22 protein-coding genes are annotated in these 26213 nt (G+C 69.5%); 10 read left to right on the forward strand and 12 right to left on the reverse strand.

Features of this window, described 5'->3' with window-relative positions; all coding sequences use genetic code 11:
* Positions 1-127: 127 nt before the first annotated feature.
* The 4 genes from xseA to ACSSVZ_RS13675 all read right to left on the reverse strand — a co-directional run bounded on the left by xseA (position 128) and on the right by ACSSVZ_RS13675 (position 7151).
* Positions 128-1702 (reverse strand): exodeoxyribonuclease VII large subunit, encoded by a 1575-nt coding sequence (gene xseA, locus ACSSVZ_RS13660; RefSeq protein WP_453970834.1) that lies wholly within the window; start codon positions 1700-1702, stop codon positions 128-130.
* Between the two features lie 153 nt (positions 1703-1855).
* The gene (locus ACSSVZ_RS13665; RefSeq protein WP_453970836.1) at positions 1856-4954 is read right to left on the reverse strand and encodes an efflux RND transporter permease subunit; all 3099 of its coding nucleotides are present in this window, start codon (positions 4952-4954) and stop codon (positions 1856-1858) included.
* Positions 4951-6039, reverse strand: coding sequence for an efflux RND transporter periplasmic adaptor subunit (locus tag ACSSVZ_RS13670; protein ID WP_453970838.1), 1089 nt, complete (start codon positions 6037-6039; stop codon positions 4951-4953). The genes ACSSVZ_RS13665 and ACSSVZ_RS13670 overlap by 4 nt, the downstream gene beginning before the upstream one ends.
* Positions 6036-7151 carry an efflux RND transporter periplasmic adaptor subunit gene (locus ACSSVZ_RS13675; protein WP_453970839.1) on the reverse strand — a complete coding sequence of 372 codons (1116 nt, stop codon included), beginning with the start codon at positions 7149-7151 and terminating at the stop codon, positions 6036-6038. Before ACSSVZ_RS13675 ends, ACSSVZ_RS13670 begins: the two co-directional genes overlap by 4 nt.
* 124 nt (positions 7152-7275) lie before the next feature.
* Between ACSSVZ_RS13675 and ACSSVZ_RS13680 the strand changes: the two genes are divergently transcribed.
* The 9 genes from ACSSVZ_RS13680 to ACSSVZ_RS13720 all read left to right on the forward strand — a co-directional run bounded on the left by ACSSVZ_RS13680 (position 7276) and on the right by ACSSVZ_RS13720 (position 18215).
* The gene (locus ACSSVZ_RS13680; protein WP_453970841.1) at positions 7276-7971 is read left to right on the forward strand and encodes a TetR/AcrR family transcriptional regulator; all 696 of its coding nucleotides are present in this window, start codon (positions 7276-7278) and stop codon (positions 7969-7971) included.
* Between the two features lie 153 nt (positions 7972-8124).
* Positions 8125-8874 carry a 16S rRNA (uracil(1498)-N(3))-methyltransferase gene (locus ACSSVZ_RS13685; RefSeq protein ID WP_453970843.1) on the forward strand — a complete coding sequence of 250 codons (750 nt, stop codon included), beginning with the start codon at positions 8125-8127 and terminating at the stop codon, positions 8872-8874.
* A 138-nt stretch (positions 8875-9012) separates the two neighbouring features.
* On the forward strand, positions 9013-10383 hold the full coding sequence (locus tag ACSSVZ_RS13690; RefSeq protein WP_453970845.1) for a glutamate--cysteine ligase: 1371 nt from the start codon (positions 9013-9015) through the stop codon (positions 10381-10383).
* 116 nt (positions 10384-10499) lie between these two features.
* Positions 10500-10868, forward strand: a complete 369-nt coding sequence (locus tag ACSSVZ_RS13695) for a hypothetical protein (protein WP_453970847.1) — start codon at positions 10500-10502, stop codon at positions 10866-10868.
* 400 nt (positions 10869-11268) lie between these two features.
* The gene (locus ACSSVZ_RS13700) at positions 11269-12285 is read left to right on the forward strand and encodes an ArsR/SmtB family transcription factor (protein ID WP_453970848.1); all 1017 of its coding nucleotides are present in this window, start codon (positions 11269-11271) and stop codon (positions 12283-12285) included.
* Positions 12282-13193, forward strand: coding sequence for a methylenetetrahydrofolate reductase [NAD(P)H] (metF, locus tag ACSSVZ_RS13705; RefSeq protein WP_453970850.1), 912 nt, complete (start codon positions 12282-12284; stop codon positions 13191-13193). The genes ACSSVZ_RS13700 and metF overlap by 4 nt, the downstream gene beginning before the upstream one ends.
* Before the next feature lie 147 nt (positions 13194-13340).
* Positions 13341-17072, forward strand: a complete 3732-nt coding sequence (gene metH, locus ACSSVZ_RS13710) for a methionine synthase (protein WP_453970852.1) — start codon at positions 13341-13343, stop codon at positions 17070-17072.
* A gap of 193 nt (positions 17073-17265) precedes the next feature.
* Positions 17266-17733: an antitoxin Xre/MbcA/ParS toxin-binding domain-containing protein gene (locus ACSSVZ_RS13715; protein ID WP_453970853.1), complete on the forward strand. Its 468-nt coding sequence runs from the start codon at positions 17266-17268 to the stop codon at positions 17731-17733.
* A complete protein-coding gene (locus tag ACSSVZ_RS13720) occupies positions 17730-18215 on the forward strand; it encodes an RES family NAD+ phosphorylase (protein ID WP_453970856.1) in 486 nt (161 codons plus the stop codon). The genes ACSSVZ_RS13715 and ACSSVZ_RS13720 overlap by 4 nt, the downstream gene beginning before the upstream one ends.
* Positions 18216-18250: 35 nt before the next feature.
* Here the strand turns inward: ACSSVZ_RS13720 and coaA are convergent, their stop codons facing one another.
* The 7 genes from coaA to hisB all read right to left on the reverse strand — a co-directional run bounded on the left by coaA (position 18251) and on the right by hisB (position 23096).
* Positions 18251-19204, reverse strand: a complete 954-nt coding sequence (gene coaA / locus ACSSVZ_RS13725; protein WP_453970857.1) for a type I pantothenate kinase — start codon at positions 19202-19204, stop codon at positions 18251-18253.
* Positions 19205-19327: 123 nt separating this feature from the next.
* Positions 19328-19684, reverse strand: a complete 357-nt coding sequence (locus ACSSVZ_RS13730; protein ID WP_453970859.1) for a phosphoribosyl-ATP diphosphatase — start codon at positions 19682-19684, stop codon at positions 19328-19330.
* Positions 19681-20454 (reverse strand): imidazole glycerol phosphate synthase subunit HisF, encoded by a 774-nt coding sequence (gene hisF, locus ACSSVZ_RS13735; RefSeq protein ID WP_453970860.1) that lies wholly within the window; start codon positions 20452-20454, stop codon positions 19681-19683. Before hisF ends, ACSSVZ_RS13730 begins: the two co-directional genes overlap by 4 nt.
* A gap of 78 nt (positions 20455-20532) precedes the next feature.
* Positions 20533-21264 (reverse strand): 1-(5-phosphoribosyl)-5-[(5-phosphoribosylamino)methylideneamino]imidazole-4-carboxamide isomerase, encoded by a 732-nt coding sequence (gene hisA, locus ACSSVZ_RS13740; RefSeq protein ID WP_453970862.1) that lies wholly within the window; start codon positions 21262-21264, stop codon positions 20533-20535.
* The gene (gene hisH / locus ACSSVZ_RS13745; RefSeq protein ID WP_453970863.1) at positions 21261-21911 is read right to left on the reverse strand and encodes an imidazole glycerol phosphate synthase subunit HisH; all 651 of its coding nucleotides are present in this window, start codon (positions 21909-21911) and stop codon (positions 21261-21263) included. The genes hisA and hisH overlap by 4 nt, the downstream gene beginning before the upstream one ends.
* On the reverse strand, positions 21908-22429 hold the full coding sequence (locus tag ACSSVZ_RS13750; protein WP_453970864.1) for a DUF2628 domain-containing protein: 522 nt from the start codon (positions 22427-22429) through the stop codon (positions 21908-21910). The genes hisH and ACSSVZ_RS13750 overlap by 4 nt, the downstream gene beginning before the upstream one ends.
* 64 nt (positions 22430-22493) lie before the next feature.
* Entirely contained in the window at positions 22494-23096 is a 603-nt protein-coding gene (hisB, locus tag ACSSVZ_RS13755; protein WP_453970865.1) for an imidazoleglycerol-phosphate dehydratase HisB, read from the reverse strand.
* Positions 23097-23242: 146 nt separating this feature from the next.
* On the opposite strand from hisB, the gene pyrF reads away from it, so the two are divergent.
* Positions 23243-23950, forward strand: coding sequence for an orotidine-5'-phosphate decarboxylase (gene pyrF / locus ACSSVZ_RS13760; protein ID WP_453970866.1), 708 nt, complete (start codon positions 23243-23245; stop codon positions 23948-23950).
* A 117-nt stretch (positions 23951-24067) separates the two neighbouring features.
* On the opposite strand, the gene ACSSVZ_RS13765 is transcribed toward pyrF, so the two are convergent.
* Positions 24068-25948, reverse strand: coding sequence for a c-type cytochrome (locus ACSSVZ_RS13765; RefSeq protein WP_453970868.1), 1881 nt, complete (start codon positions 25946-25948; stop codon positions 24068-24070).
* Positions 25949-26213: the final 265 nt, after the last annotated feature.

A 26213-nucleotide genomic window follows, 5' to 3' on the forward strand; every position in this document is an offset into this window, starting at 1 on the left:
CCGCCCGGCGGACCCGCCTGGTCCGGACGGCGGACGCTCTCGCGGCGTCCCTGCCATGCACGAACGCGAGAAGACCCCTTCGGAGCCTCCGGGGCAAGAGCCGTCGTGCGGGCCGGACCGGCCGGGCTCAGAGAAGCTGGCCCTGCCCGCCCGGATCGGAGGGGCCCGCGCGCTTCGGCTTCGCCGCGGGGCGCGCCGCGGCCGGGCCCGCCGCCACCGCGCCCACGTCGCCGTCGGCGAACGTCAGCGTCAGCGCCTCACCGGAGGCGACCATGCCGGCCCGGGTGACCGCCTTGCCCTTGCCGTCGCGCACCAGCACGAAGCCGCGGGCGAGCACGCCCTGGTGCGACAGCGCCTCCACCAGCTTCCACGCCGCCTCCAGCCGGTCGCGGCGCGCGGCGACGGTGCGCCGATAGACCGGCTGGAGCCGGCCGCCGGCCTCGTCGAGGTCCTTGCGGTGCGCCTGGGCCGACCGAACGAGAATTGTGGGCGTCAGCCGTTCGCCGCACTGGGTGAACTGGCGGCGGGCACGCTGGGTCTCGATCCTGAGGCGCTGGCCGGAGCGCGCGTGCAGCGTGTCGAGCTCCTGCCGGGCACGGCGCACCGGCAGGCTCAGGAGCGACGGGCGCAGCCGCGCCGCGGACTTCTGCAACGCCAGCCGGTGGGCCGACGCCGCCGCCGACAGGGCGTTCGACAGGCGCGTGCTGGCCAGGTCGAAGCGCTGGCGCGACGGCGCCACCAGGTCGGCGGGGCCCGGCAGCGCCCGCGACAGGGCCCTGAGTTCCGAGCGGCGCCCGTCGAGCAGCCGCCGCAGCGCCGCGAAGTGCCGCCGCGCCCGGTCGTCGACGACGGCGAGGAGTTCGGAGCGCACCGGCACGGCGAGTTCGGCGGCCGCCGTCGGCGTCGGCGCGCGCACGTCGGCGACGAAGTCGATCAGCGTGGTGTCGGTCTCGTGGCCGACCGCCGAGATCACCGGGATCGTCGACGCCGCGACGGCGCGCACCACTTTCTCGTCGTTGAAGCCCCAGAGGTCCTCCAGGCTGCCGCCGCCGCGCGCCACGATCAGCACGTCGGGCCGCGGGATCGCGCCGCCAGGGGCCAGCGCGTTGAAGCCGGCCACCGCGGCCGCGACCTCGCCGGCCGACTCCTCGCCCTGCACCCGCACCGGCCAGACCAGCACGTGCACCGGGAACCGGTCGGTGAGCCGATGCAGGATGTCGCGGATCACCGCGCCTGTGGGCGAGGTGACGACGCCGATCACCCGCGGCAGGTACGGCAGCCTGACCTTGCGCTCGGCGTCGAACAGGCCCTCCTCGGTGAACGCCTTGCGGCGCGCTTCCAGGAGCGCCATCAGCGCCCCGGCCCCGGCCGGTTCGATCGCATCGATGACGATCTGGTATTTGGAGGCGCCCGGGAAGGTGGTGATGCGCCCGGTGGCGATCACCTCCATGCCTTCCTCGGGCTTGAACTTGAGCTTGGAGAACGCCGTGCGCCAGACCACCGCCTCCAGCCGGGCGCGCTCGTCCTTCAGCGAAAAATAGGCGTGGCCCGACGAGTGCGGACCCCGGTAGCCCGAGATCTCGCCGCGCACCCGCACGTAGCCGAAATTGTCCTCCACCGAACGCTTGATGGCGCCGGAGATCTCCGAGACGGTGAATTCTGCAGCGTTCGAGGCAAGCGTTGTCGGGCTTTCAGGCGCCATCGGCTTCTTCCGCGATCGGTCGGGCTCAACGGGCGAATCGGGGATCCGACCCGCCCCCAGCCTAGCGGACTTTGCGGCGAGAGCGATGCCTCCGGCCGGCGCAGGCGCGCACGGCCGGTCGTTCCTCTCCCCTCCGGCGGGCCGCCGGGCCGATCAGGCCGAAGCCGGGTCGGCGTGATCGGCGGACGCCACCTCGCCGCGGCGTGTCTTGCCGCGGCTGGGGTCCTTGATCCCGAACCAGGCGACGTAGAGGGCCGGCAGGAAGAGCAGCGTCAGCACCGTGCCGACGATGATGCCGCCCATCATCGCATACGCCATCGGCCCCCAGAACACCTCGCGGGAGATCGGGATCAGCGCCAGCGAGGCCGCCGCCGCCGTGAGCATGATCGGCCGCATCCGGTGTTCGGTCGCCGAAATCACCGCGTCCCACTTCTCCTCGCCCGTGCTGATCAGGTGCTCGATCTGCACGATCAGGATCACCGAATTGCGGATCAGGATGCCGATCAGGGCGAGCACGCCGAGGATCGCCACGAACCCGAGGGGCGCCCCGGACGGGAGAAGCGCCGCGACGACGCCGATCAGGCCGAGCGGCGCCACCGCCACCACCAGGAACATGCGCTGGAAGCTCTGGAGCTGGACCATCAGCAGCGTGGCCATGATGATGAGCATGAGCGGCGCGACTGCCGCGATCGGCCCCTGCGACTTGGCACTCTCCTCGACCGCGCCTCCGGTCTCGATCCGATAGTCGTCGGGGAGCTCCGCCCTCAGCGCGTTCAGCTTCGGTTCCAGCTGCGCGACGACCGTCGCTGGCTGCACCGAGGTGGAGATGGCGGACTTCACCGTGAGGGTGGGGATCCGGTTGCGGCGCCAGAGGAACGGCTGCTCCTGCTCGTAGTGGAACGTCGCGATCGCGGCGAGCGGGAAGGACTGGCCGCCTTTGGTGGGGATCTGCAGGTTCTCCAGCGCCTCGATCGACGACCGGTCCGACGAGATGGCGCGGCTGACGACGTCGACGAGATAGATCTGGTCGCGGATCTGGGTGGCGGTCGAGCCGCCGACGATGCCGTTCATCACCGAGGCGATGTCGCTGGAGGTGACCCCGAGCTGGCGGGCCTTGTCCTGGCGGATGTCGATCTTCACCACCCGCGCCGGCTCGTTCCAGTCGTAGGTCACGCGGTCGGTGTTGGGGTTTTCGCCGACGATGCTTGCCACCTGCTGGGCGTAGGCGCGGACCTTCGGGATGTCCGGACCGCTGATCCGGAACTGGACCGGGCGCCCGACCGGCGGCCCGATATCGAGGGAGTGGACGAAGACGTCGGTTCCGACGAAATCCGTCTCTCCCAGATCCCTGAGCCGGGCGATGACGCGGTCGCGGGCCTCGACGCCTTTCGTCATGATGACGATCTGCCCGAAGTTCGGGCTGGCCGGCTGCACGTCGTAGGACAGCAGGAAGCGCTGGGCGCCCTCGCCCACGTAGGACGACCAGAAGAGAATGTCGTCGTCGCCTTCGAGCGAGGTCTCGAAGCGGTCCATCTGCGCCCTGGTCTCGTTGATGGAGGCGTTCTGCGGCGCGGTCCAGTCGACGATCACCTCGGGGCGGTCCGAGGAGGGGAAGAACTGCTGCTGGACGAAGCCCATGCCGAAGATGGCGAGCGCGAACATCGCCAGCGTCGCGACGATGGTCAGCCATTTGAAGCGGACGCAGAAGGTCAGCAGCCAGCGGAACACCCGGGCGCCGCGACCGGGCTTGTCGTGATGCTTCTTCATCGTCTTCGGAAGCAGGTTCACGCCGAGCAGCGGCGTGAACACCACCGCGACGATCCACGACACGATCAGCGATATCGCGATGACCACGAACAGCGTGAAGGTGAATTCGCCGGCGGCGCTGTCGTTGAGGCCGACGGGGATGAAGCTCGCCACCGTCACCAGCGTGCCGGTCAGCATCGGGAAGGCGGTCGAGGTGTAGACGTGGGTCGCCGCCTTCTCGAGGGTGTCGCCGACCTCCAGCCGCGACACCATCATCTCCACCGCGATCATGGCATCGTCGACGAGCAGGCCGAGGGCGATGATCAGCGCACCGAGCGAGATCCGCTGCAGCGAGATGTCGAGATATTCCATCCCCACGAAGGTGATGGCGAGCACCAGCGGGATCGACAGCGCCACCACCAGCCCGGCGCGGAAGCCGAGGCTGATGAACGAGACGGCGAGCACGATGGCGATCGCCTCGATGAGCGCCTTGACGAAGCCGCCGACGGCTTCCTCGACCACCTGCGGCTGGTCGGAGACCTTGCTGATGGTGACGCCGATCGGCAGCTCGGACTCGATCTTCGCGATCTTCTCGGTCAGCGCCTCGCCGAATTCCAGGAGGTTGGCGGCCGGTTTCATGCCGATGGCGAGACCGATCGCGGGCTGCCCGTCGTAGCGGAACAGGGAGCTCGGCGGGTCCTCGTATCCGCGCCGGATGGTCGCCACGTCGGAGAGCCGGAAGAAGCGGTCGTTGATCCAGAGATTGACCTTGCTCAGATCCTTCTCGGACGCGAATTGCCCGTTGGTCCGCACGAACACCCGCTCTCCGTCGGCCTCGATCGTCCCGGCCGGCGCCACCGCGTTCTGCGCGCTCAGCGCAGTGACGATGGTGTCCTGGGTGAGCCCGAGCGCCGCCATCTGCTGGGTGGAGAATTCCAGGTAGATGACCTCGTCCTGGGCGCCGACGAGATTGACCTTGCCGACGTTGGGGACGTTGAGGATCTCGGTGCGGGCGGCCTCGACGTAGTCGCGCAGCTGGCGCTGGGTCAGCCCGTCGGAGGTGAAGGCATAGATGTTGCCGAAGACGTCGCCGAAGTCGTCGTTGAAGAACGGACCCTGGACGCCCGAGGGCAGGTCGCCCTTGATGTCGGAAAGGATGTTGCGCACCCGCAGCCACGTGTCCGGCACCACGCGGCCCTGGGCCGTGTCCAGCAGGTTGACGAAGATCGTCGTGCTGCCCGGCGAGGTCAGGCTCTTGGTATAGTCGAGGACCGGGATCTCCTGCAGCTTCTTCTCCAGCCGGTCGGTGACCTGGGTGGACATCTCCTGCAGCGACGCGCCGGGCCAGGCCGCGGACACCAGCATCGTCTTGATGGTGAAGTTGGGATCTTCCTCGCGCCCGAGATTGAAGTAGGCGAGCACGCCGGCAACGGACGCCATGATCATGAAGAACCAGATCAGCGAGCGGTGGTGGAGCGCCCAGTCGGAGAGGTTGAAGCCTTTCACAGGACCATCCCCGCATCGATCCGGACCTTCTGGCCCTCGCTGAGCGAATGGACGCCCGCCGTCACGACCCTGTCGCCGACGTCGACGCCGCGGGTCACGCGGACCGGACCGCCGGCCGGATCTCCGGCGATGTCCACCGGCCGCCGGGACACGGTCAGGGCCTTCGCGTCGACGATCCAGACGAAGGTGCGGCCGTCTTCGGTGAGCAGCGCCGAGCGCGGCAGGCCGACATGCGAGACATACGCATGGGTCGGCGTCACCCGCACGTTCGTTCCGATCCGGAAGGCCGGTGCCGGCTGGTCCAGGGTGATCCGGACCCGCCGGGTGCGGGTCGCTTCGTCGGCCTGGGGCGCGATTTCGCGCACCCGGCCGGACGCGGAGAGGTCGAGATCGGCCTGCAGCCGCGCGGTGAAGGCGTCGCCCGGCCGGATGGTCTGCGCGATCTCGTCGGGGACGTCGACGACGGCCTCGCGCACGTCGGCCTGGGCGACGGTGACCACCGTCAGCCCCTGGGTGACGATCTGCCCGACCTCCAGGCTGACGGCGGTGACGATGCCGTCCGTCTGCGACCTGAGCTGGGTGTAGGAGAGCTGTTCGTTCGCCTTGTCGAGCCGGGCCTGGCCCTGCACGACGGAGGCATTCGCGGCGGCCAGCGCCTCCTCGGCCGTGTCGACTTCGGCCTGGGAGGCGGCGTTCACCTTGAACAGCGCCGTCTTGCGGTCCTTCGTGGCCGCGGCGTTGTCGAGCTGCGCCCTGGCCTTGGCGAGTTCCGCCTCCAGCTGCCGGACGGCGAGCTCGAGCGCCCGGGAATCGAGCGAAGCCAGGACCTCTCCGGCCTTCACCTGCTGGCCGACCTCGACGTTGCGCGCGACGACGCGGCCGAGCACCCGGAAGCCGAGCTCGTGCGAAAAGCGCGGCTCCACCTTGCCGGTGAAGCTCTCGACGTCGCCGGGCTGCAGCGCCGCCAGCTCGGAGAGGACCGGACGGATCGCCGGCTCCCGGTCCGCGTCGCCCTCCGAACAGCCGAAGAGGCCGGCCACCGCGCAGAGCGCGACGAGACCGACGAGGATGTGCCTTGGATTCATGAGGAAGCCTCCGGTTCGGTCAGGACGGTCTGTCCCTCGCGCAGGAACTGGCCGCCGCGGATCACCACGGTCTCGCCGCTGTTCAGGCCGCCGCTGAGCAGCACCTCGCCCGTCCGGTAGCGCTCGACGACGACCTGGCGCTCCGAAACGCGGGCCGTCTGGGGATCGACGACCCACACGGCGGGGGCGCCCCCGCTCGACGTCAGCGCCGTCCACGGCAGCGACACGAGCTGCTGCGGGGGCCAGTGGCCGGTTCCGATGACCGCGACGCCGAGCCCCATGGCCGCGGGCGGATCGGTCAGGGACATCTTCACGCGGATCGTGCCGGTGTCCGGGTCCAGGGTGGGAGAGACCTCGCGCACCGTCGCCGTGGCCTTTACCTCGGGATCGGACTGGAGCCGGATCTCGATGGGGCCTTCCGGCGGCGGCTGGGTGACCAGGGCCTCGTAGACGTCGAAGGCTGCGTCGCGGTCGCCGTCCGGCGCCAGGGTGAAGACCGCCTGGGCGGCGGACACCACCTGGCCGACCTCGGCGTCGCGGGCCGTGATCACCCCGTCGGCGTCCGCCTTCAGCGTCGTGAACGACAGCTCGTTCTCGGCCGTGCCGATGTCGGCCTTGGCGGACTCCACCGACCCCTCGGCAACCCGCAGGCGCTCCTGCGCCTCGTCGAGGCTGCTGCGGGTGGTGAAGCCCTTCTTCATCAGCGTCTGCTGCCGGCTGAAGCTGCTCTGCGCCTGGGCCAGGGTGGCTTCGGCGGCCTTCAGCGTCGCCCGGGCGATGTCGAGATCGGCCTGCTGCTCCTTCGTCTCGAGCCTGGCCAGGACGTCGCCCTTCTTCACGTGGTCGCCGACGCCGGCGTCCCGCTCGGCGATCCGGCCCGCGGTGCGAAACGACAGATTGCTCTCGAACCGGGCCGTCACGGTGCCGACCAGCGAGATCGTTCGCGACACCGGCTGGTAGGAGACCACCTGCACGACCACGCGCTCGGGCGCTCGCGGCGCCGCGGCCTCTTCCGGCCCGCAGGCGGAGAGCAGCGCAACGCTCGCCACGACGGCGCACGTGCGCCCGAGCCGTCGGCGGGCGCCGTTCCGGTGCGGTCTCCCCAAGCGCATGATGGCGTCTCCAGTCCAGGATCGAACTAAACCGTTTAGTCTGGATCTAGTTGACCACTCCGGAGCGCCGTGTCAATCTCTGACTAAACGGTTTAGTTCAATAATTTTTGGGAGGCGATCCTCGATGGCCAATCTTGCGGATCCTCGGAGCCCCGAGGCACAACCCCGACCGAGCAGCGCGCCCGAGTACATGCGGCACCTGGCGGAGCTGGACCGGAACAACCCGAAGGTCCGGCAGCTGATGGACGCCGCCTATCAGCTGTTCCTCAGCCAGCCCTACGACGCCGTCAGCACCGACGCCATCGCCAAGGCGGCGGCGGTCTCCAAGGCCACCCTCTACGTCTACTTCCCGAGCAAGGAGGCCTTGTTCGCGGCGCTGGTGAGCGACAAGTGCCGGCAGACCGAGCATCTGATCTGGTCGTCGCTGCCCCCCTCCCAGGACATCGCCGAGGTCCTTCTCGCGGTCGCCCGGCAGTTCATCCAGGTGTTCGCGTCGTGCGACGGGCTGGCGTTCTATCGCAGCCTGATCGCGCAGATCCCGCGGTTTCCGGAGCTGGGCGAGATCTTCTACGAATCCGGTCCGAAGCTCGCCCACGAGAAGCTCGAGGACCTGCTGCGGGCGGCCGACGCGCGCGGCGATCTGGTGGTCCCGGATCCGGCGCTCGCGGCGCGGCAGTTTCTCCAGCTGGTGTCGACCGACATCCAGCTCTGCGGGCTGCTGGGATTCGCGCCGCTGTCCGAACGGCAGATTTCGGAAATGATCGAGAGCGGCGTGGCGCTGTTCGTGCGCGGATATCGGCCTGCCGCTTCGGCAAGCTAGAGCATGTCCCGCTCGGATCCGTTCGAGCCGACGGATAAGAAACGGCTTCGGATCGCCCGCCCTTTCCGCCCCCGCCGTCTCTGGCATATGACGGCGCGCAAGCACGGGCGCCGGCCGCCCGCATCGATCCCCCCTGGACCCGGAACGTCCGCCATGGCCCGCACCGACTTCACGACGCCGCGCCTCTTCGTCGACGATCCGCTCGGGCCCGATGCCCGGATCGCGCTGGATGCCGCCCGCACCAACTACGTGAAGAACGTCATGCGGCTCGCCGAGGGCGCGACGGTGCTCGTGTTCAACGGCCGCGACGGCGAATGGCGCGCGAGCGTGGCCTCGATCGCCCGCAAGGCGACGACGCTCGCCTGCGAGGAGCAGCTGCGTGCCCAGGAGCCGCTGCCCGACCTCTCCTACCTGTTCGCGCCGCTGAAGCACGCCCGGCTCGACTACATGGTGCAGAAGGCCGTGGAGATGGGCGCCGGGCGGCTGATGCCGGTGTTCACCCGCCATACCCAGGCGAGCCGCGTCAACGTGGAGCGGATGCGCGCGAACGTCATCGAGGCGGCGGAACAGTGCGGCGTGATCGCCGTTGCCGAGGTGGTCGAGCCCGCCCGCCTCGACCGCCTTCTGTCCAGCTGGGACACCGAAGAGCCCGGCCGGCGCCTGATCTTCTGCGACGAAGGCACTGACGTCGCCAACCCGGTCGAGGCGCTGTCGGGGCTGGCAGCGGGGCCACTGGCGCTGCTCATCGGTCCGGAGGGCGGCTTTTCGGAGGACGAACGCGCCATGCTCCTGGGGCACCCGTCCGTCACCGCAATTTCGCTCGGCCCGCGCATCCTGCGGGCCGACACCGCAGCCGTAGCAGCCCTTGCGATCGTACAGACCGCCCTCGGGGACTGGCGCTGACGCCGGATTTGCTGCTTGGTCTTTCCGCTCTCGCGACCGATCGGATTTCCTCACGGATCGGTGCGCGAGAACTCGTTTGTTTCGATGGATCGGCCCGGCTAATGTCCGGCGCCAAATCGATAGATGGCCGGAAGTTAGATGGCGCGCGACACGACTGACGACACGCCGATCCAGGATCGGGATACCCTTGCCGCCTGGATCGCCGACGGCGAGAAGGCGCCCGAGGCGTTCCGCATCGGCACCGAGCACGAGAAATTCGGGTTCGTGCGCGACACCCTGAAGCCGGCCCCCTACGACGGACCGCGCGGCATCTCGCAGCTGCTGAAGGGCATGGAATCGCTGCTCGGCTGGGAACCGATCCACGACGGCGAGGCCATCATCGGCCTCGTCGACCCGATCGGCGGCGGCGCCATCAGCCTGGAACCGGGCGGCCAGTTCGAGCTCTCCGGCGCGCCGGTGGAAACGCTCCACCAGACCTGCCGCGAGGCCAACGCGCACCTCGCCCAGGTGCGCGAGATCGCCAAGCCGCTCGGCCTCGGCTTCCTCGGCATCGGCGTGGCGCCCACCTGGTCGCGCGAGGACATGCCGCGCATGCCGAAGCAGCGCTACGAGATCATGACCGCGTACATGAAGAAGGTCGGCACGCTCGGCCTCGACATGATGTACCGGACCGCCACCATCCAGGTGAACCTCGACTACTCCAGCGAAGCCGACATGGTGAAGAAGCTGCGCACCAGCCTGGCGCTGCAGCCGATCGCCACCGCGCTGTTCGCCAACTCGCCCTTCCTCGACGGCAGGCCCAACGGCTTCCTGTCGTTCCGCTCCGAGGTCTGGAAGCACACCGATCCCGACCGCACCGGCATGCTGCCGTTCGCCTTCGACGAAGGCTTTGGCTACCAGCAGTACGTCGACTGGGTGGTCGACGTGCCGATGTATTTCGTCAAGCGCGGCGACCGCTACGTTGACGTCACCGGCCACACGTTCCGGGAGTTCATGGAGGGCAAGCTGCCGATGCTGCCCGGCGAACTTCCGACCATCGGCGACTGGACCAACCACATCTCCACCACCTTCCCCGAGGTCCGGCTGAAGAAGTTCCTGGAGATGCGCGGCGCCGACGGCGGTCCCTGGCGGCGGATCTGCGCGGTGCCGGCGCTCTGGGTGGGTCTTCTCTACGACGACGGCATCCTCGACCAGACCTGGCAGCTGGTGAAGGACTGGACCGAGGAAGACCGGCAGACGCTGCGCGACGCCGTTCCGCGCGAGGGGCTGCAGGCAACCGTCGCCGGGCGGACGGTGCTGGAGGTCGCCCGCGAGATGGTCGCGCTGTCCCACGAGGGCCTGAAGCGGCGCGGCCGGCTCAACAGCTCCGGCAGCGACGAGACGCAGTTCCTCGGCCCGCTGGAGGAGGTCATCGCCAGCGGCCGCACCATGGCCGAGCGCATGCTCGACCAGTACAAGGGCCCGTGGGGCGCCAACCTCGACCACATCTTCACCGACTACGCGTTCTGAGCGGCGGGACGCGGCTCCCCGGCCCTGTTCCGGTCACGCGTCTTTTCGACGGCATTCCTCGCCCAACGGGTCTACGCTGGTGCCTGGAGCGGAGGCTCCTCACCGGGGGGAATGACATGAACACGACGATCGGGCGCCTTGCCGCCACCGCGGCGCTGGCCATCACACTGGGGACCTCGGCCCATGCCCAGGGGACGGGATCCCAGGGCTTCTTCGAGATCCACAACACCACCGACACGAACACCGTCGTCGGCTTCTACACCAACGACGGCGACGGCTGGAGCGACAACTGGCTCGACGAGGAGCTGGCGCCGGGCGAAGGCGTGCAGGTCGAGTTCACCGCCGACACGGGCGCCTGCGACCAGATCCTGCGGGTCGGCTGGGCGGCGGACGGAGGCGGCGAGGTGCTGGACGACCCGATCTCGATCGACATCTGCGCCGCGAACAACGTCTACCTGGACGACAACGAGATCTCCTTCGACTGACAGTCGGCGGCCAGGTCGCCGTTTCGGGCTCGACGACGACCCCGCGCCGGGGCCGGCGCGGGATGCCGTGGCTCGATGGCGTGCGCCGGCGCCCGCTGGCCCGACGCACGCCGTCCGCGCGGCTGCCGGCCGCTCGGAAACGCCCGACCGGCGGTGGGAATCCCGACACCCTTCGTGGGCAATTTCCCCAATCCTGATGCCGGCGCCCGGCCTGTTGGGCAGCCGCCCTTTCGAATAATCCGTTTAATATCAGATATTTAATCTAAGTTTCCGGTTATTTTCCGCGCGGATTCACGCGCCGAGAGCCCCCTTGCCTCTTGCGAGTTCAAGGTATAAAGATATCTTTATATCGAACTCCAATGATCCGAGGCAGGACGTGGTACCCGAAGGTACATCCGAGATGTTTGTCGACAGCGTGATCGGCTTGGACACGCTGGTGGGTGGATTGCGCGCCGCCGGCGAGCCGACGCGCCTGCGCATCCTCGCCCTCCTCGCCGGCGCCGATTTGACCGTGAAGGATCTGACCACCATCCTCGGCCAGAGCCAGCCGCGCATCTCGCGCCATCTGAAGCTGCTGACCGATGCCGGCCTGATCGTCCGCGCCCCCGAGGGCGCCTGGGCCTACTACCGGCTCACCGAGGTGGATTCCGGCTCGAGGCTCGCCGACCACCTGCTGCTGCAGCTGGATCCGTCGGACCCGACGCTGTCGCGCGACCGCGAGCGGCTCGCCGCGGTCCAGCGCGGCCACGCCGAGACGGCGGCGGCCTACTTCGCCGCCAACGCCCACGCCTGGGACGCGCTGCGCTCGCTGCACGTGCCGGAAGCCTCGGTCGAGCGGGCCATGCGCGGACTGGTCGGCACCGCGCCGATCCAGTCGATGCTGGACCTGGGCACCGGCACCGGCCGCACGCTGGAGCTGTTCGCCGATCTCTACGAGCGCGCGCTCGGCATCGATGCCAGCTCGGCGATGCTGTCGGTCGCCCGGGTCAACCTGTCCAAGGCCGGCATCCAGCATGCCCGCGTCCGCCAGGGCGACATCTTCGCGCTGTCGGTCGCCCCGGATTCCTACGACCTGGTGACGCTGCACCAGGTCCTGCACTACCTCGAGGACCCGGCCGGCGCCATCGAAGAGGCGGCCCGCGCGGTGCGTCCCGGCGGCCGGCTGCTGGTCGTCGACTTCGCCCCGCACGGCCTGGAGTTCCTCCGCTCGGAGCACGCCCATCGCCGGCTCGGCTTCTCGCACGAGCAGGTGTCGGGCTGGCTCGCGCTGGCGGGCCTCGAGACCGTCGTCGTCGAGGACCTGGCGCCCGTCGGCGCCTCTCCCGCCGATCTCACCGTCACCCTTTGGCTCAGCCGCGACGCCCGTACGCAGATCGCCGCCGAGCACACCACGCAAGCCTTGGAGACCACCGGATGAACGAGACCACCACGCCCGGCCGCCCGCAGGCAGCACACCCGCCGATTTCCGCGTCGTTCGAGTTCTTCCCGCCGAAGAACCAGGCGATGGAAGACACGCTGTGGGCCTCGATCCAGCGGCTGGAGCCGCTGCAGCCGCGCTTCGTGTCGGTGACCTACGGCGCGGGCGGCTCGACCCGCGAGCGCACCCATCGCACCGTCAAGCGGATCATCGACGAGACCGGGCTGAAGCCGGCCGCGCACCTGACCTGCGTCGGCGCGACCAAGGACGAGGTCAACGAGGTCATCCGCGACTACCGGAGCGCCGGCATCCGCCACATCGTCGCCCTCCGCGGCGATCCGCCGGCCGGCGCCGGAACCGCCTACACCCCGCATCCGGGCGGCTACGCCAACGGCGCCGAGCTGACCGCCGGCATCCGCGCCATCGGCGATTTCGAGGTGTCCGTCTCGGCCTATCCCGAGCGCCACCCCGACAGCGCCGACTGGGGCGTGGAGATCGACAACCTGAAGCGCAAGCAGGATGCCGGCGCCACCCGGGCGATCACCCAGTTCTTCTTCGAGAACGACCTGTTCGAGGCCTATCTGGAGCGCGTCGCCAAGGCCGGCATCACCCTGCCGATCGTGCCGGGCATCGTGCCCGTCCACAACTTCCAGCAGGTCGCCCGCTTCTCGGCCGCCTGCGGCACGACGATCCCGGACTGGCTGGAACGCCGGTTCGAGGGGCTCGACGACGACGCCGAGACGCGCCGGCTGGTGGCCGCCGCGGTCGCCGCCGAACAGGTGCTCGACCTCAACTCCCGCGGCATCACCGACTTCCACTTCTACACGATGAACCGCTCCGAACTGGTCTACGCGCTCTGCCACCTACTGGGCCTGCGCGCCGACACCCCCATCGAGGCTGCCGCTTAGGCGCCCCCCCGTCCGGATCGACGACGGTCCGGGCCGGACGCCTCCGGCCGCTGCCGCCGCCACCACGGCGCGGCCCGGCCAATCGACACTCATGGCTCCGCCCGCACGCGCGGGGCCGTTCGCTTACGAACCGAGGGACTTTTTCCAATGGCTCTTCGCCGCTCCGACACCTTCGACCGCTTTCGCGCCGCTGCCGCGGACCGCATTCTCGTGCTCGACGGTGCCATGGGAACGATGATCCAGGACCTGCGGCTCGACGAGACGGCGTTCCGCGGCGAGCGCTTCGCCGACTGGCCGAGTGACCTGAAGGGCAACAACGACCTCCTGATCCTGACCCAGGGCGAGGCGATCGAGGGCATCCACCGGGCCTACCTGGAGGCCGGCGCCGACATCGTCGCCACCAACACCTTCTCCTCCACCACCATCGCCCAGGCCGACTACGGCATGGAGGAGCTGGCGTTCGAGCTGAACAAGGAGGGCGCGCGGCTGGCGCGGTCGGCCGCCGACACGGTGACCGCCCAGACGCCGGACCGGCCGCGCTTCGTGGCCGGCGCCATCGGCCCGACCAACCGCACCGCGTCGATCTCGCCGGACGTCAACGACCCCGGCTATCGCGCCGTCACCTTCGACGGCCTGGCCGAGGCCTACGGCCAGGCGGCGCGCGGCCTCGTCGAGGGCGGCGCCGACCTGATCCTGCTGGAGACGATCTTCGACACCCTCAACGCCAAGGCCGCCATCTACGCCTTCGAGCTGCTGTTCGAGGAGCTCGGCTACCGGCTGCCGGTGATGATCTCCGGCACCATCACGGATCTCTCCGGCCGCACGCTGTCCGGCCAGACGCCGACCGCCTTCTGGCACTCGGTCGCCCACGCCGCGCCGATGACCGTCGGCCTCAACTGCGCGCTCGGCGCCAAGGAGCTGCGCGGCCACATCTCCGAGCTTTCCAAGGTCGCCGACACCCTGATCTGCGCCTATCCGAACGCCGGCCTGCCCAACGAACTCGGCGAGTACGACGAGAGCCCCGAGGCGATGGCCGGCCAGCTCGACGACTTTGCCCGCGACGGCCTGGTCAACGTGCTCGGCGGCTGCTGCGGCACCACCCCGGATCACATCCGCGCCATCGCCGAGATCGCCGCGATCCACAAGCCGCGCCAGATCCCGACGATCGAGCCGCGCATGCGGCTGTCGGGGCTGGAGCCGTTCGTGCTCACCAAGGACATCCCGTTCGTCAACATCGGCGAGCGCACCAACGTCACCGGCTCGGCCCGCTTCCGCAAGCTGATCAAGGAGAACGACTACGCCACCGCCCTGGAGGTCGCCCGCGACCAGGTGGAGAACGGCGCCCAGATCATCGACGTCAACATGGACGAGGGGCTGCTCGATTCCGAGGCGGCGATGGTCACCTTCCTCAACCTGATCGCCGCCGAGCCCGACATCGCGCGCGTGCCGATCATGGTGGACTCGTCCAAGTGGACGGTCATCGAGGCCGGCCTGAAGTGCATCCAGGGCAAGGGCATCGTCAACTCGATCTCGCTGAAGGAAGGCGAGGAGGCGTTCCTGGTCCAGGCCGAGAAGGTGCGCCGCTACGGCGCCGCCGTCGTCGTGATGGCCTTCGACGAGGACGGCCAGGCCGACACCTACGAGCGCAAGATCCAGATCTGCGAGCGCTCCTACAAGATCCTGACCGAACAGGTCGGCATCCCGCCGCAGGACATCATCTTCGATCCCAACATCTTCGCGGTGGCGACCGGCATCGAGGAGCACAACAACTACGGCAACGACTTCATCGAGGCGACCGGCTGGATCCGCGAGAACCTGCCGCACGCCCACATCTCGGGCGGCGTCTCAAACCTGTCGTTCTCGTTCCGCGGCAACGAGCAGGTGCGCGAGGCGATGCACTCGGTGTTCCTCTACCATGCCATCAGCAGGGGCATGGACATGGGCATCGTCAACGCCGGCCAGCTGGCGGTCTACGACGACCTGGCGGCCGAGCTGCGCGAGCTCTGCGAGGACGTGGTCCTCAACCGGCGCGCCGACGGCACCGACCGGCTGCTGGAGGCGGCCGAGCGCTACAAGGCCGGCGGCGGCAAGGCCCGCGTCGTCGATCTCGCCTGGCGCGACCACCCGGTGGAGAAGCGTCTCGAGCACTCCCTCGTGCACGGCATCACCGACTACATCGACGAGGACGTCGAGGAGGCCCGCGCCCGCGCCGAGCGGCCGCTCCACGTCATCGAGGGGCCGCTGATGTCCGGCATGAACGTGGTCGGCGACCTGTTCGGCTCCGGCAAGATGTTCCTGCCCCAGGTGGTCAAGTCGGCCCGCGTGATGAAGAAGGCCGTCGCCTACCTGATGCCCTACATGGAGGAGGAGAAGAAGCGGCTCGGCAACACCGACCGCTCCAACGCCGGCAAGGTGCTGCTCGCCACCGTGAAGGGTGACGTCCACGACATCGGCAAGAACATCGTCGGCGTCGTGCTCCAGTGCAACAACTTCGAGGTGATCGATCTCGGCGTCATGGTGCCCTCCCAGCGCATCCTGGAGACGGCGAAGGCGGAGAAGGTCGACATCATCGGCCTGTCCGGCCTGATCACGCCGTCGCTGGACGAAATGTGCGCGGTGGCCGCCGAAATGGAGCGCGAGGGCTACGACGTGCCGCTGCTGATCGGCGGTGCGACGACCTCCAAGATCCACACCGCCGTGAAGATCCACCCGAACTACCACCGTGGCCAGGCGATCTACGTCACCGACGCCTCGCGCGCCGTCGGCGTCTGCTCCAAGCTGATGGCCGACAACCGCAACAGCTACTTCGACGAGGTGCGCGCCGACTACGAGAAGACGGCGGAGAAGTACGCGCGCGGCCAGTCGGCCAAGAAGCGGCTGCCGCTCGCCGAGGCCCGCGCCAAGCGGACGCCGGTCGACTGGTCGGCCAGCAAGATGGCGCGGCCGAGCTTCTTCGGCACCAAGACCTTCGAGAACTATCCGCTGGCGACGCTGGCCGAATACATCGACTGGACGCCGTTCCTGGCGGCCTGGGAGATCAAGGGCACCTATCCGATGGTCCTCGACGACCCGAAGGTGGGCCCCGCCGCCCGCGCCGTCATGGACGACGCGAAGGTGATGCTGAAGCAGATGGTCGAGGAGAACTGGCTGACCGCCAACGGCGTCATCGGCTTCTGGCCGGCCGGCGCCGAGGGCGACGACATCGTCGTGTTCGAGGACGAGGCGCGCACCAAGAAGATCGCCACCCTGCACACCCTGCGCCAGCAGATCGCCCGCGACCGCGAGCGGCCGAACGCAGCACTCGCCGACTTCATCGCTCCGCTCGATACCGGGGTGCCGGACTATGTCGGCGGCTTCTGCGTCACCGCCGGCATCGGCGAGGACGCGGTGGCGGAACGCTACGGCAAGGACAACGACGACTACTCGAAGATCATGTCCCAGTCGCTCGCCGACCGGCTCGCCGAGGCGTTCGCCGAGCACATGCACCAGCGCGTGCGCCGGGAGTTCTGGGGTTACGCCCCGGACGAGGACCTCTCGCCAATCGACCTGATCGCCGAGAAGTACCAGGGCATCCGCCCGGCGCCGGGCTATCCGGCCCAGCCCGACCACACCGAGAAGCAGACGCTGTTCGACCTGCTCGACGCGGAAGCCGCGACCAGCGTGAAGCTGACGGAGTCGTTTGCCATGTGGCCGGCCTCGTCGGTCTCAGGCCTCTATTTCGGCCGGCCGGAAAGCTACTATTTCGGCGTCGGCAAGATCGAGCGCGACCAGATCGAGGACTACGCCGCCCGCAAGGGCTGGACGGTGGAGCTCGCCGAGCGCTGGCTGGCACCGATCCTCAACTACCAGCCGCAGGCGCTGAAGGAAGCGGCGGAGTAGCCACTTCCTCCCCTCACGCCGTGTTCGCTTCGCTCACCGGCTCCGGGTGGGGAGCCTCGCCGGCCGGCGCGCTCGCGCGCGCTGGCGGGCGCTGTCCGGATAGGCGAGCCCAGGTGCTTCCGGATCCACGCGATTGCGGCAGCGTCATCTGACGCCTATATTGGCGTCAGATGATCGCAGAACGGGTGCCGCCATGCTGTCCTTCGAGGCCTACGGAAATCCCGGCGCCATGCCGGAGAGCGAACCGCTGCGGCTGGCCAAGCTGCTGTCGCTGAAGGTGACGGCCGATTTCGACGATGTTGCGCTGGCCCGGCGGGTGACCGAGGGGCTGCCCACCCGGACGGCCTCCGCCCTGCACGACTTCATCGGCGCGCTGGTGGACAAGGCCCCGCTGGTGCCCGAAGCGACGCTCAGGCGCGCCCGCCGGGACAGCAAGCCGCTGCCGCGCGAGCACAGCGAACGGCTCTACGAGCTGAGCCGGGTGATCGACGCGGTCGGGCGCGCCTATCACGGCAACGCCGAACGCGCGACGCTCTTCCTGACCCGCTCCCATCCGCTGCTGAACGGGCAGTCCCCGCTGGACCTGGCGCGCTCGAGTTCGGCCGGCGCCGATGCGGTCCTCAACCTGCTGCGGCGCGCCGAGGCCGGCGTCGCGCTTTGACGACGCCGCGCCGGCTGCCCGACCAGCGCACCGTCTACCGGATCGGCGACCCGGCCGGGACCTATCCGGTGTTCTCGCCCGAAGGCGCCCGGCTCGTCTCCGGCCGCTGGCACGCCGCGGGTGCCGCCGTCATCTATGCGGCCGAGCACTATTCCACGGCGCTGCTCGAACAGCTCGCCCACTGGAACGGCGTGCTGCCGCCCAACCAGCATTCTATCGAGATCGCCCTGCCCGCCGGCCTCAGCTACGAGGTGGTGACGCGCGACAGCCTGCCGGACTGGCGCCAGCCGAACGGCAACGCCGCCCGCCGCTTCGGCATGGGCTGGTACCGGGAGAGACGCGGCGCGGTGCTGTTCGTCCCCTCGGTCGTGGCGCCGCTGGAAACCAACGTGGTGATCAACGCGACCCACCCGGAATTCGCCGACGTCAGGGGCGACGACCTGGAGAAGCCGGTGGCGTGGGACGACCGGCTGTTTCGGTGACGGAAGCCGCCTGCGCCGGCCGTCCGGTCCGCCCCTCAGATCTTCCGGAGCGCCACGGTCTCGATGCGGTGGGCGGTGTCCTTGGAGAGGATCAGGTCGGCGCGGGGACGGGTCGGGCGGATGTTCTCGCGCAGGTTCACCAGGTTGATCCGCTCCCACAGCCCGTTGGCGAAGGCGAGCGCCTCCTCCTCGGAGATGTCGGCGTACTTGTGGAAGTACGAGCGCGGGTCGTGGAAGCGCGTGCCCTTCAGCCGCATGAAGCGCTCGAGATACCACTGGTGCAGCACCTCCTCGTCGGCCTCGATGTAGATCGAATAGTCGAAGAAGTCGGAGACGAACGGCACGCCGCGGCTTTCCCGCGACAGCCGGCTCGTCTGCAGCACGTTCAGGCCCTCGAGGATGAGGATGTCCGGCCGGTCGACGGTGATCCGCTCGCCCTCGACCACGTCGTAGGTGAGGTGCGAATAGACCGGCGCCTCGACGTGGCGCTTGCCGGCCTTCACGTCGTGCAGGAAGGCGAGCAGCGTCTTCAGGTCGTAGCTTTCCGGAAAGCCCTTGCGCTCCATCAGCCCCTCCGCCTCCAGGACGGCGTTGGGAAACAGGAAGCCGTCGGTTGGCACCAGGTCGACGGTCGGGCTCGTCGGCCAGCGGGCGAGCAGCTCCTGCAGCAGGCGCGCGGTGGTCGACTTGCCGACCGCGACGGAGCCGGCGATGCCGATCACGAACGGGATCTGGCCGTCGTTGCGGCCGAGAAACCGGTTCGTCGTGGCGTGCAGCGCCTGGGTGGCCTCCACGTACATCGACAGCAGGCGGGCGAGCGGCAGGTAGATCGCCTCCACCTCCTCCAGATCGACCTGGTCGTTGTAGGCCTGGAGCTCCTGCACCTCTTCGGCCGACAGCGTCATCGGCGTGTCGGCCCTCAGGCGCGCCCATTCGGCTTTCGAGAAGACGCGGTAGGGCGAAAGCTCCATCGGATTGGATGTGTCCATACTTAGGTCCGGCGACTGATGTCCGACGCCCGCACGGCCTCTCGGCCTGGCGCTCTTCCCGTCCGGATCGAGCGGATCCCGACGGCCACGACTGGCTCCGGACATGCCCGCCGGAGCCGCTTCCTATCGGTCAGGCGACGCCTGACCGGACGGGGCTCTCGCCGCCTTCTCCTCCAGGCCCGTCTGGCCCGTCCGCCGCTCAAGCTCGGCCAGGACGTCCGCGAGGGCGACGTCGCGCACCTGCAGCAGCACGAGGAGATGATAGAGAACATCCGCCGCCTCGCTGCGCAAGCCGTCGCGATCCCCCTCGACGGCGGCGACCACCGCCTCGACGGCCTCCTCGCCGAACTTGCGGGCGCAGTAGGCCGGGCCGCGATGGGCGAGCCTGGCCGTGTAGGACGACTCCGGATCGGCCGCCGCACGGGTCGCCACGATCGCCGCGAGGGCGGCGAGATCGAAGCCGTCTGCCGCGCTGCTCATGTCAGCCGCATCGGAATGCCGGCGGCCGCCATGTGCTCCTTCGCCTCGCGAATGGAGTGGGTGCCGAAATGGAAGATCGAGGCGGCCAGCACCGCCGAGGCGTGACCGTCGCGCACGCCGGCCACAAGGTCGTCCAGGTCACCGACGCCGCCCGACGCGATCACCGGGATCTTCACCGCATCGGAGACGGCCTTCACCAGCGCGATGTCGTAGCCGTCCTTGGTGCCGTCCCGGTCCATGGAGGTGAGCAGGATCTCGCCGGCACCCAGCGCCTCGACTTCCCGGGCGTACTCGATGGCGTCGAGGTCGGTATGGCGGCGGCCGCCGTGGGTGAACACCTCCCAGCGGTCGGGCTCACCCTCCCGGCTCACCTTCTTGGCGTCGATGGCGACGACGATGCACTGGCTGCCGAACTTCTCCGCCGCCCGTCGCACGAACTCCCGGTCGTTCACCGCGGCGGTGTTGATGGACACCTTGTCGGCGCCGGCCAGCAGCAGCTGGCGGATGTCGTCGTTGGTGCGCACGCCGCCGCCCACCGTCACAGGCATGAAGCAGACCTCGGCGGTGCGCCGCACCACGTCGAGCAGGATCGCCCGCTCCTCGTGGCTGGCGGTGATGTCGAGGAAGCAGAGCTCGTCGGCGCCGGCCGCGTCGTAGGCGACGGCCGCCTCGACGGGATCGCCGGCATCGACGAGGTCGACGAACTGGACGCCCTTGACGACGCGTCCCTCGTGGACGTCGAGACAGGGAATGATGCGGGTCTTCAGCACGTCGTGTTGCCTGTTCGCTGCAGTGTGGGTGCGGGCCGGAAAACCGGGACTAGATCATGTCCCCGCCCGATCGGAAAGTCAGGCCGCCTGCTTCATGCGGGCGAGCGCCGCCTTCGGGTCGAGACGGCCGTCATAGAGCGCGCGGCCGGCGATGGCGCCGGCGAGCCGCGCCATGCGCGGGGCCGACAGCGCGTCGATGTCGTCCATGTCCTTGAGGCCGCCCGAGGCGATCACCGGGATGTCGACGGCCTCGGCCAGCGCCAGCGTCTCGTCCAGGTTGAGGCCCGACAGCATGCCGTCGCGGGCGATGTCGGTGTAGATGATCGCCGCCACGCCCGCATCCTCGAAGCGCCGGGCGAGGTCGACGGCCAGCGTTTCCGCCGTCTCCGCCCAGCCTTCCACCGCGACGCGGCCGCCGCGGGCGTCGATGCCCACCGCGATCCGGCCCGGATGCGCCCGGCAGGCCTCGATCACCAGCTCCGGGTTGCGCAGCGCCGCGGTGCCGAGGATCACCCTCGTGATGCCGCGGCCGAGCCACGCCTCGATGCCGGCCATGTCGCGGATGCCGCCGCCCAGCTGCACCGGCACGTTGACGGCGTCGAGGATCGCCCCGACCGCGTCGACGTTGACGCTCCGGCCGGCAAACGCGCCGTTGAGGTCGACGATGTGCAGCCATTCGAAGCCGGCATCGGCGAACGCCGCCGCCTGGTTGGCCGGGTTGTCGTTGAACACGGTGGCGCGCGCCATGTCGCCCTGCAGCAGGCGCACGCAGGTGCCGTCCTTCAGATCGATCGCGGGAAAGAGGATCACGGTTTCCACTTCAGGAAGTTTGCGAGAAGGGCGATGCCGAGCTTCTCGCTCTTCTCGGGATGGAACTGGGTGCCGATCATGTTGTCGCGCGCCACCACGGCGGTGACCGGGCCGGCATAGTCGGCGGTGGCGAACAGGTCCTCGTCGTCGAAGACGTCGAGGTGGTAGGAGTGCACGAAATAGGCGTGCCAGCCGTCCGGCCCGGTGGGAATGCCTTCCAGCACCGGATGCCGCTGGGTGACGTCGAGCGTGTTCCAGCCCATGTGCGGGATCTTCAGGGTCGGATCGGCCGGCTCGATGCGCTTCACGTCGCCGTGGATCCAGCCGAAGCCGGGCGTCACCTCGTGTTCCAGGCCGCGATCGGCCATCAGCTGCATGCCGACGCAGATGCCCAGGAACGGCACACCGACGCGGCTCACCGTGTCGCGCACCACGTCGAGCATGTCCGCCTCGGTCTCCAGCCCGCGGCGGCAGTCGGCGAACGCGCCCACGCCCGGCAGGATCAGCCGGTCGGCGTTGGCGACCCGGTCGGTGTCGGCGGTGACGTGCAGCTCGATGTCGATGCCCGCCTCGGAGGCGGCCCGCTCCACGGCCTTGGCGGCCGAGCGCAGGTTGCCGGAGCCGTAGTCGACGATGACGACGTTCATCGTGCATTCCTCGTATCGGGAAACAGTCCGAAGATGCCGGGATCTCCGGGGGAGAGCGGCGACGGCGCCACCCGGGCGGCCGGCCGGCCGTCGGCATGGGCCGTGCGGACGGGCGCCGGTTCGGCGGCCACCGCGCCCTCGGCGAGCCAGGCGGCGAAGAAGCGCCGCTCGCAGTCGACGCGGCGGGCGCCGCTGACGATGCCGGCGAAGCGGTAGCCGCGCCGCATCAGCGCCCAGCGCCGGAGGCCGTTCGCCTCGAAGCCGAACAGCACCGCCAGCGCCAGTCCGGCAAGCCCCGGCACCGGCCCGCCGATCAGCGACAGCCCGAGCTCCAGGCCGACGGCCACCAGCAGGAAGGCGAGGAGCAGCAGCCACAGCCCGTTGAACAGCAGCCACAGCACCGGGAACAGCATGGCGAGCCACGAGAAGCCGTCGCGCACGAACACCGTGCGCTCCGCCGTCTGCTCGACGCCCGACGCCCTGGCCGGGGGTGGAAGAAGGACCGTGTAGACGGCCATGTCCCGATGTCCTCGATCTCGATTGCGCGGCCCGTCCGGAACGGAGCGGCCGGGCCGGTCCGCCCTACTCGGCGAGACGCCCCTTGGTGGACGGCACCTCGTCGGCGCGGCGCGGGTCGATGGCGACCGCTGCCCCCAGGCAGCGCGCCACCGCCTTGAAGGCGCTTTCGGCGATATGGTGATTGTTGTCGCCGTAGACCGTCTCCACGTGCAGCGTCACCAGCGCGTTCATGGCGAACGCCCGGAAGAACTCCGCCACCAGCTCGGTGTCGAAGGTGCCGATCTTCGGCGCCGAGAACGGCGCCCGGAACACCAGGTACGGCCGGCCGGAGATGTCGATGGCGGCCCGCGTCAGCGTCCCGTCCATCGGCAGCGCGGCGTCGGCGTAGCGCGTGATGCCGCGCTTGTCGCCCAGCGCCTCGCGCAGCGCCTGGCCGAGCGCGATGCCGGTGTCCTCCACCGTGTGGTGGTCGTCGATGTGCAGGTCGCCGTCGGCCTTGACGGTGATGTCGATCAGCGAGTGCCGGCCGAGCTGGTCCAGCATGTGATCGAAAAAGCCAACGCCGGTCGCGATCGCGGTCCGCCCGCGTCCGTCGAGGTCGATCTCGACGGAAATGGACGTTTCGTTGGTCTGCCGGACGATCTTTGCGGTCCGAGGCACCTGCACTAGCCCTTCATGGGTGGAGATTTGATACCGCGCCTTGTATCAACCCGCCGCGCGAATGAAAAGAATGGCGACGCCGGTGCCTTGACGCCCCCCTTTGCCGGGCGGGGGTCGCCGGCCCGATGGACCCGCTGGAGGATGCCGGAGCGATGCGCCTGAAGCCGAAGGATGCGAAGGACCGCCTGATCGTCGGCCTCGACCTCCCGAGCGTGGCGGAGGCGGAAGCCTGCGTGGCGGAAACCCGCAGCACGGTCGGGGCCTACAAGATCGGGCTGGAGCTGATCTATGCCGGCGGCCTCGACCTCGCCCGCCGGCTCGCCGACGACGGCGAGACCGTGTTCCTCGACGCCAAGCTCTTGGACATCGACAACACGGTGGCCAACGCCGTGCGCTCGATCCTGGCGACGGGGGCCGCCATGCTGACGCTGCACGCCTACCCGAAGGCGATCGCGGCGGCGGCGGAGGTGGCCCGCGACCGCGACCTGATGATCCTCGGCGTCACCGTGCTCACCTCCATGGACGACGCCGACCTCATCGAGGCGGGTTATGCGACCGGCGTCCGCGAGCTGGTCGCCCACCGGGCCGAAAAGGCTGTCGCCGCCGGCGCCGACGGACTCGTCTGCTCGGCGCTCGAGGTGGCCGACCTGCGCAAGCGCCTTGGTGACGAGGTCGTGCTGGTCACCCCGGGCATCCGCCCGGCGGGTGCGGCCGCCGGCGACCAGAAGCGGGTGATGACGCCGGCCGAGGCGATCCGCGCCGGCTCCGACTACCTGGTCGTCGCCCGACCGGTGATCATGGCCGACGACCGACGCGCCGCCGCCGAGGCCATCGTCGCGGAGATCGAGCAGGCGCTCTGAGGCGCCCTCGGAAACCGGCGTCCGCTCATTGCAGCGGACCACCGAGACCCACAAACAAAAACGCCCCGCATCGTCACCGATGCGGGGCGTTCTGCATTTCAGGCGGGCAGCTCCAGCCTACTTGGCGGCGGGGGCCTTCACCTGCTCCTCGATCAGCTTGCCGAGATAGGCGCCCGGCTGTTCGTTCGCCGCCTTGGCCGCCGCGTTGACGTCGTTGACGACGTCCTGGGACAGCGGCACCTGCACGAGGATCCGGTCGGCCGCGGTCGACTGGCCCTCGCCGAGCTGGCTGCTCACTTCCGTCAGGAAGGTGTTGATGCGGGCGTGCTTCTCGGCGACCGTCAGGTCGGCGTCGGCGGCCACCACCGGGCAGTAGGCGGCGACCATCTCGTCGATGATGTCGGCATCCTGGGTGCCCGGATTGGCGGCCTTCACGAGGCGCAGGACCTCGCCCACCCGGTTGGCCATTTCCGCGTCGGTCACCCCGGCGAAGCCGTTGATGATGTCCTGGGCCGGCAGCGGGATCGCATCCTGCGAGCCCGACGCCGACACCGCGGGACAGCCGAAGCCGCGGGCCGCCTGGGAGGCCGGTCCGGTCGGCGTCACCTGGTCGCGCAGGCGCTTGACCATGTCGGCGGTGGCGTCGGCGGAGGCGTCGTTGCCCCAGTTGGTGCGCACGAAGTTGGCCACGTCGGCGATCTGCTGATCGTCGAACTGGCCGCCGAACGCCGGCATCTGGCCGTAGGCTCCCTGGCCCGGCAGGCCGCCGAGCACCGCCGTGATGACGTCCTGCGGGCCGCCGGCCATGACCGCGTCGTTGCCGGCCAGCGGCGGGATGGCGCCCTGGATGCCGAGGCCCGTCGACTGGTGGCACTGGGCGCAGTTGTTCAGGTAGATTTCCGAGCCGGCCTTGGTGGTACGGTCGGCCAGCGGCTTGCCGTCGGTGTCACTCTCTGCCTTCGACTGCTTGAGATAGACCGCGATCGCGGTGACGTCGTCGTCGGTCAACAGCGACAGCGAATGGGTCACCACGTCGGCCATCGGCCCGAACACGGTGCCCTTGGTCTTGTCGGCGCCGGTGTGCAGGTAGTCGACGATCTCGTCCACGGTCCAGTCGCCGATGCCGTCCTGCAGCGAGCCGGAGATGTCCGGGGCGTAATAGGGCTGGCCCATCAGCTTGCCGCCGCCCAGCATGTCCGAGGTGTCCATGGCGCCGGCGAGGTTGCGCGGCGTGTGGCACTCGGCGCAGTGGCCCGGCCCCTCGACCAGGTAGGCGCCGCGGTTGACCTGGTCGGAGTGCTTCGGATCGGGCACGAACGTGCCGGGCGTGAAGTACATCAGGTCCCAGGCGGCCAGTCCCTCGCGCACGTTGAACGGGAAGGTCAGGGTGTTCGGCTTGCGCGGCGCGTTCACCGGCTCCAGCGACTGCAGGTAGGCGTAGATCGCCGAGACGTCGTCCTTGGTGATCTTGGTGAACGAGGTGTAGGGCATCGCCGGATAGAGATATTCGCCGTCCTTGCCGATGCCGAGGTGCAGCGCCTTGTAGAACTCCTCCTCGGTCCAGGAGCCGATGCCGGTCGCCTTGTCCGGGGTGATGTTGGGCGAGGAAATGCCGCCGAACGGCGTATCCAGCATCAGCCCGCCGGCAAAGTCCGGCCCGTCCGGCCCGGTGTGGCAGGGCATGCAGTCGGCGGCGGTGACCAGATACTTGCCCTTGGCGATCAGCGCGTCGGCGGCGCTCGTGGCCGGCTTCGCCTCGGGGGTCGCGGTGGCGTCCGCAGCCGGCTTCGCCTCGGGGGCGGCCGGCGTCGCAGCCGGTGCCGCGTCGGGCGCCGGCTTGGCGGCGGGCGCGGCCGGCGTGGCGGCCGGCGCCGGCGTCGCGGTCGAGGACTGCGCCTGGACGGGTGCCGTCGCCAGGCCGAACAGAAGGCCGGCGATCGCCGTGGCGGCGACCGCGCGCGTGCTCCGTCCGGCGGCCGCGTGGGTGTGTCGAATCATTCCAAGCCCCTCGTCTGCCCGTGCCTCGCGCGTCGAGGCCGGGACCATCCCTAACTCACCGGCCGATCCCGTGTCCGCGATCGGTGCCGGCGCGATCGTCATCGCCACCTCCGGCGGCCAGGCCGCCGATCCGGCCCGATGATGGTCGATCATCCCGCCGATTTAAATCATTAAAGTTCTACGGCTCGACGACAAGCTCGCAGCAAGCGCGTTAACCCGCGCTTAATCAGTGAGGCGCGCCCGCCACCGAGTGGCCCAAATTGAC

Source organism: Amorphus sp. MBR-141 (genome assembly GCF_053628695.1).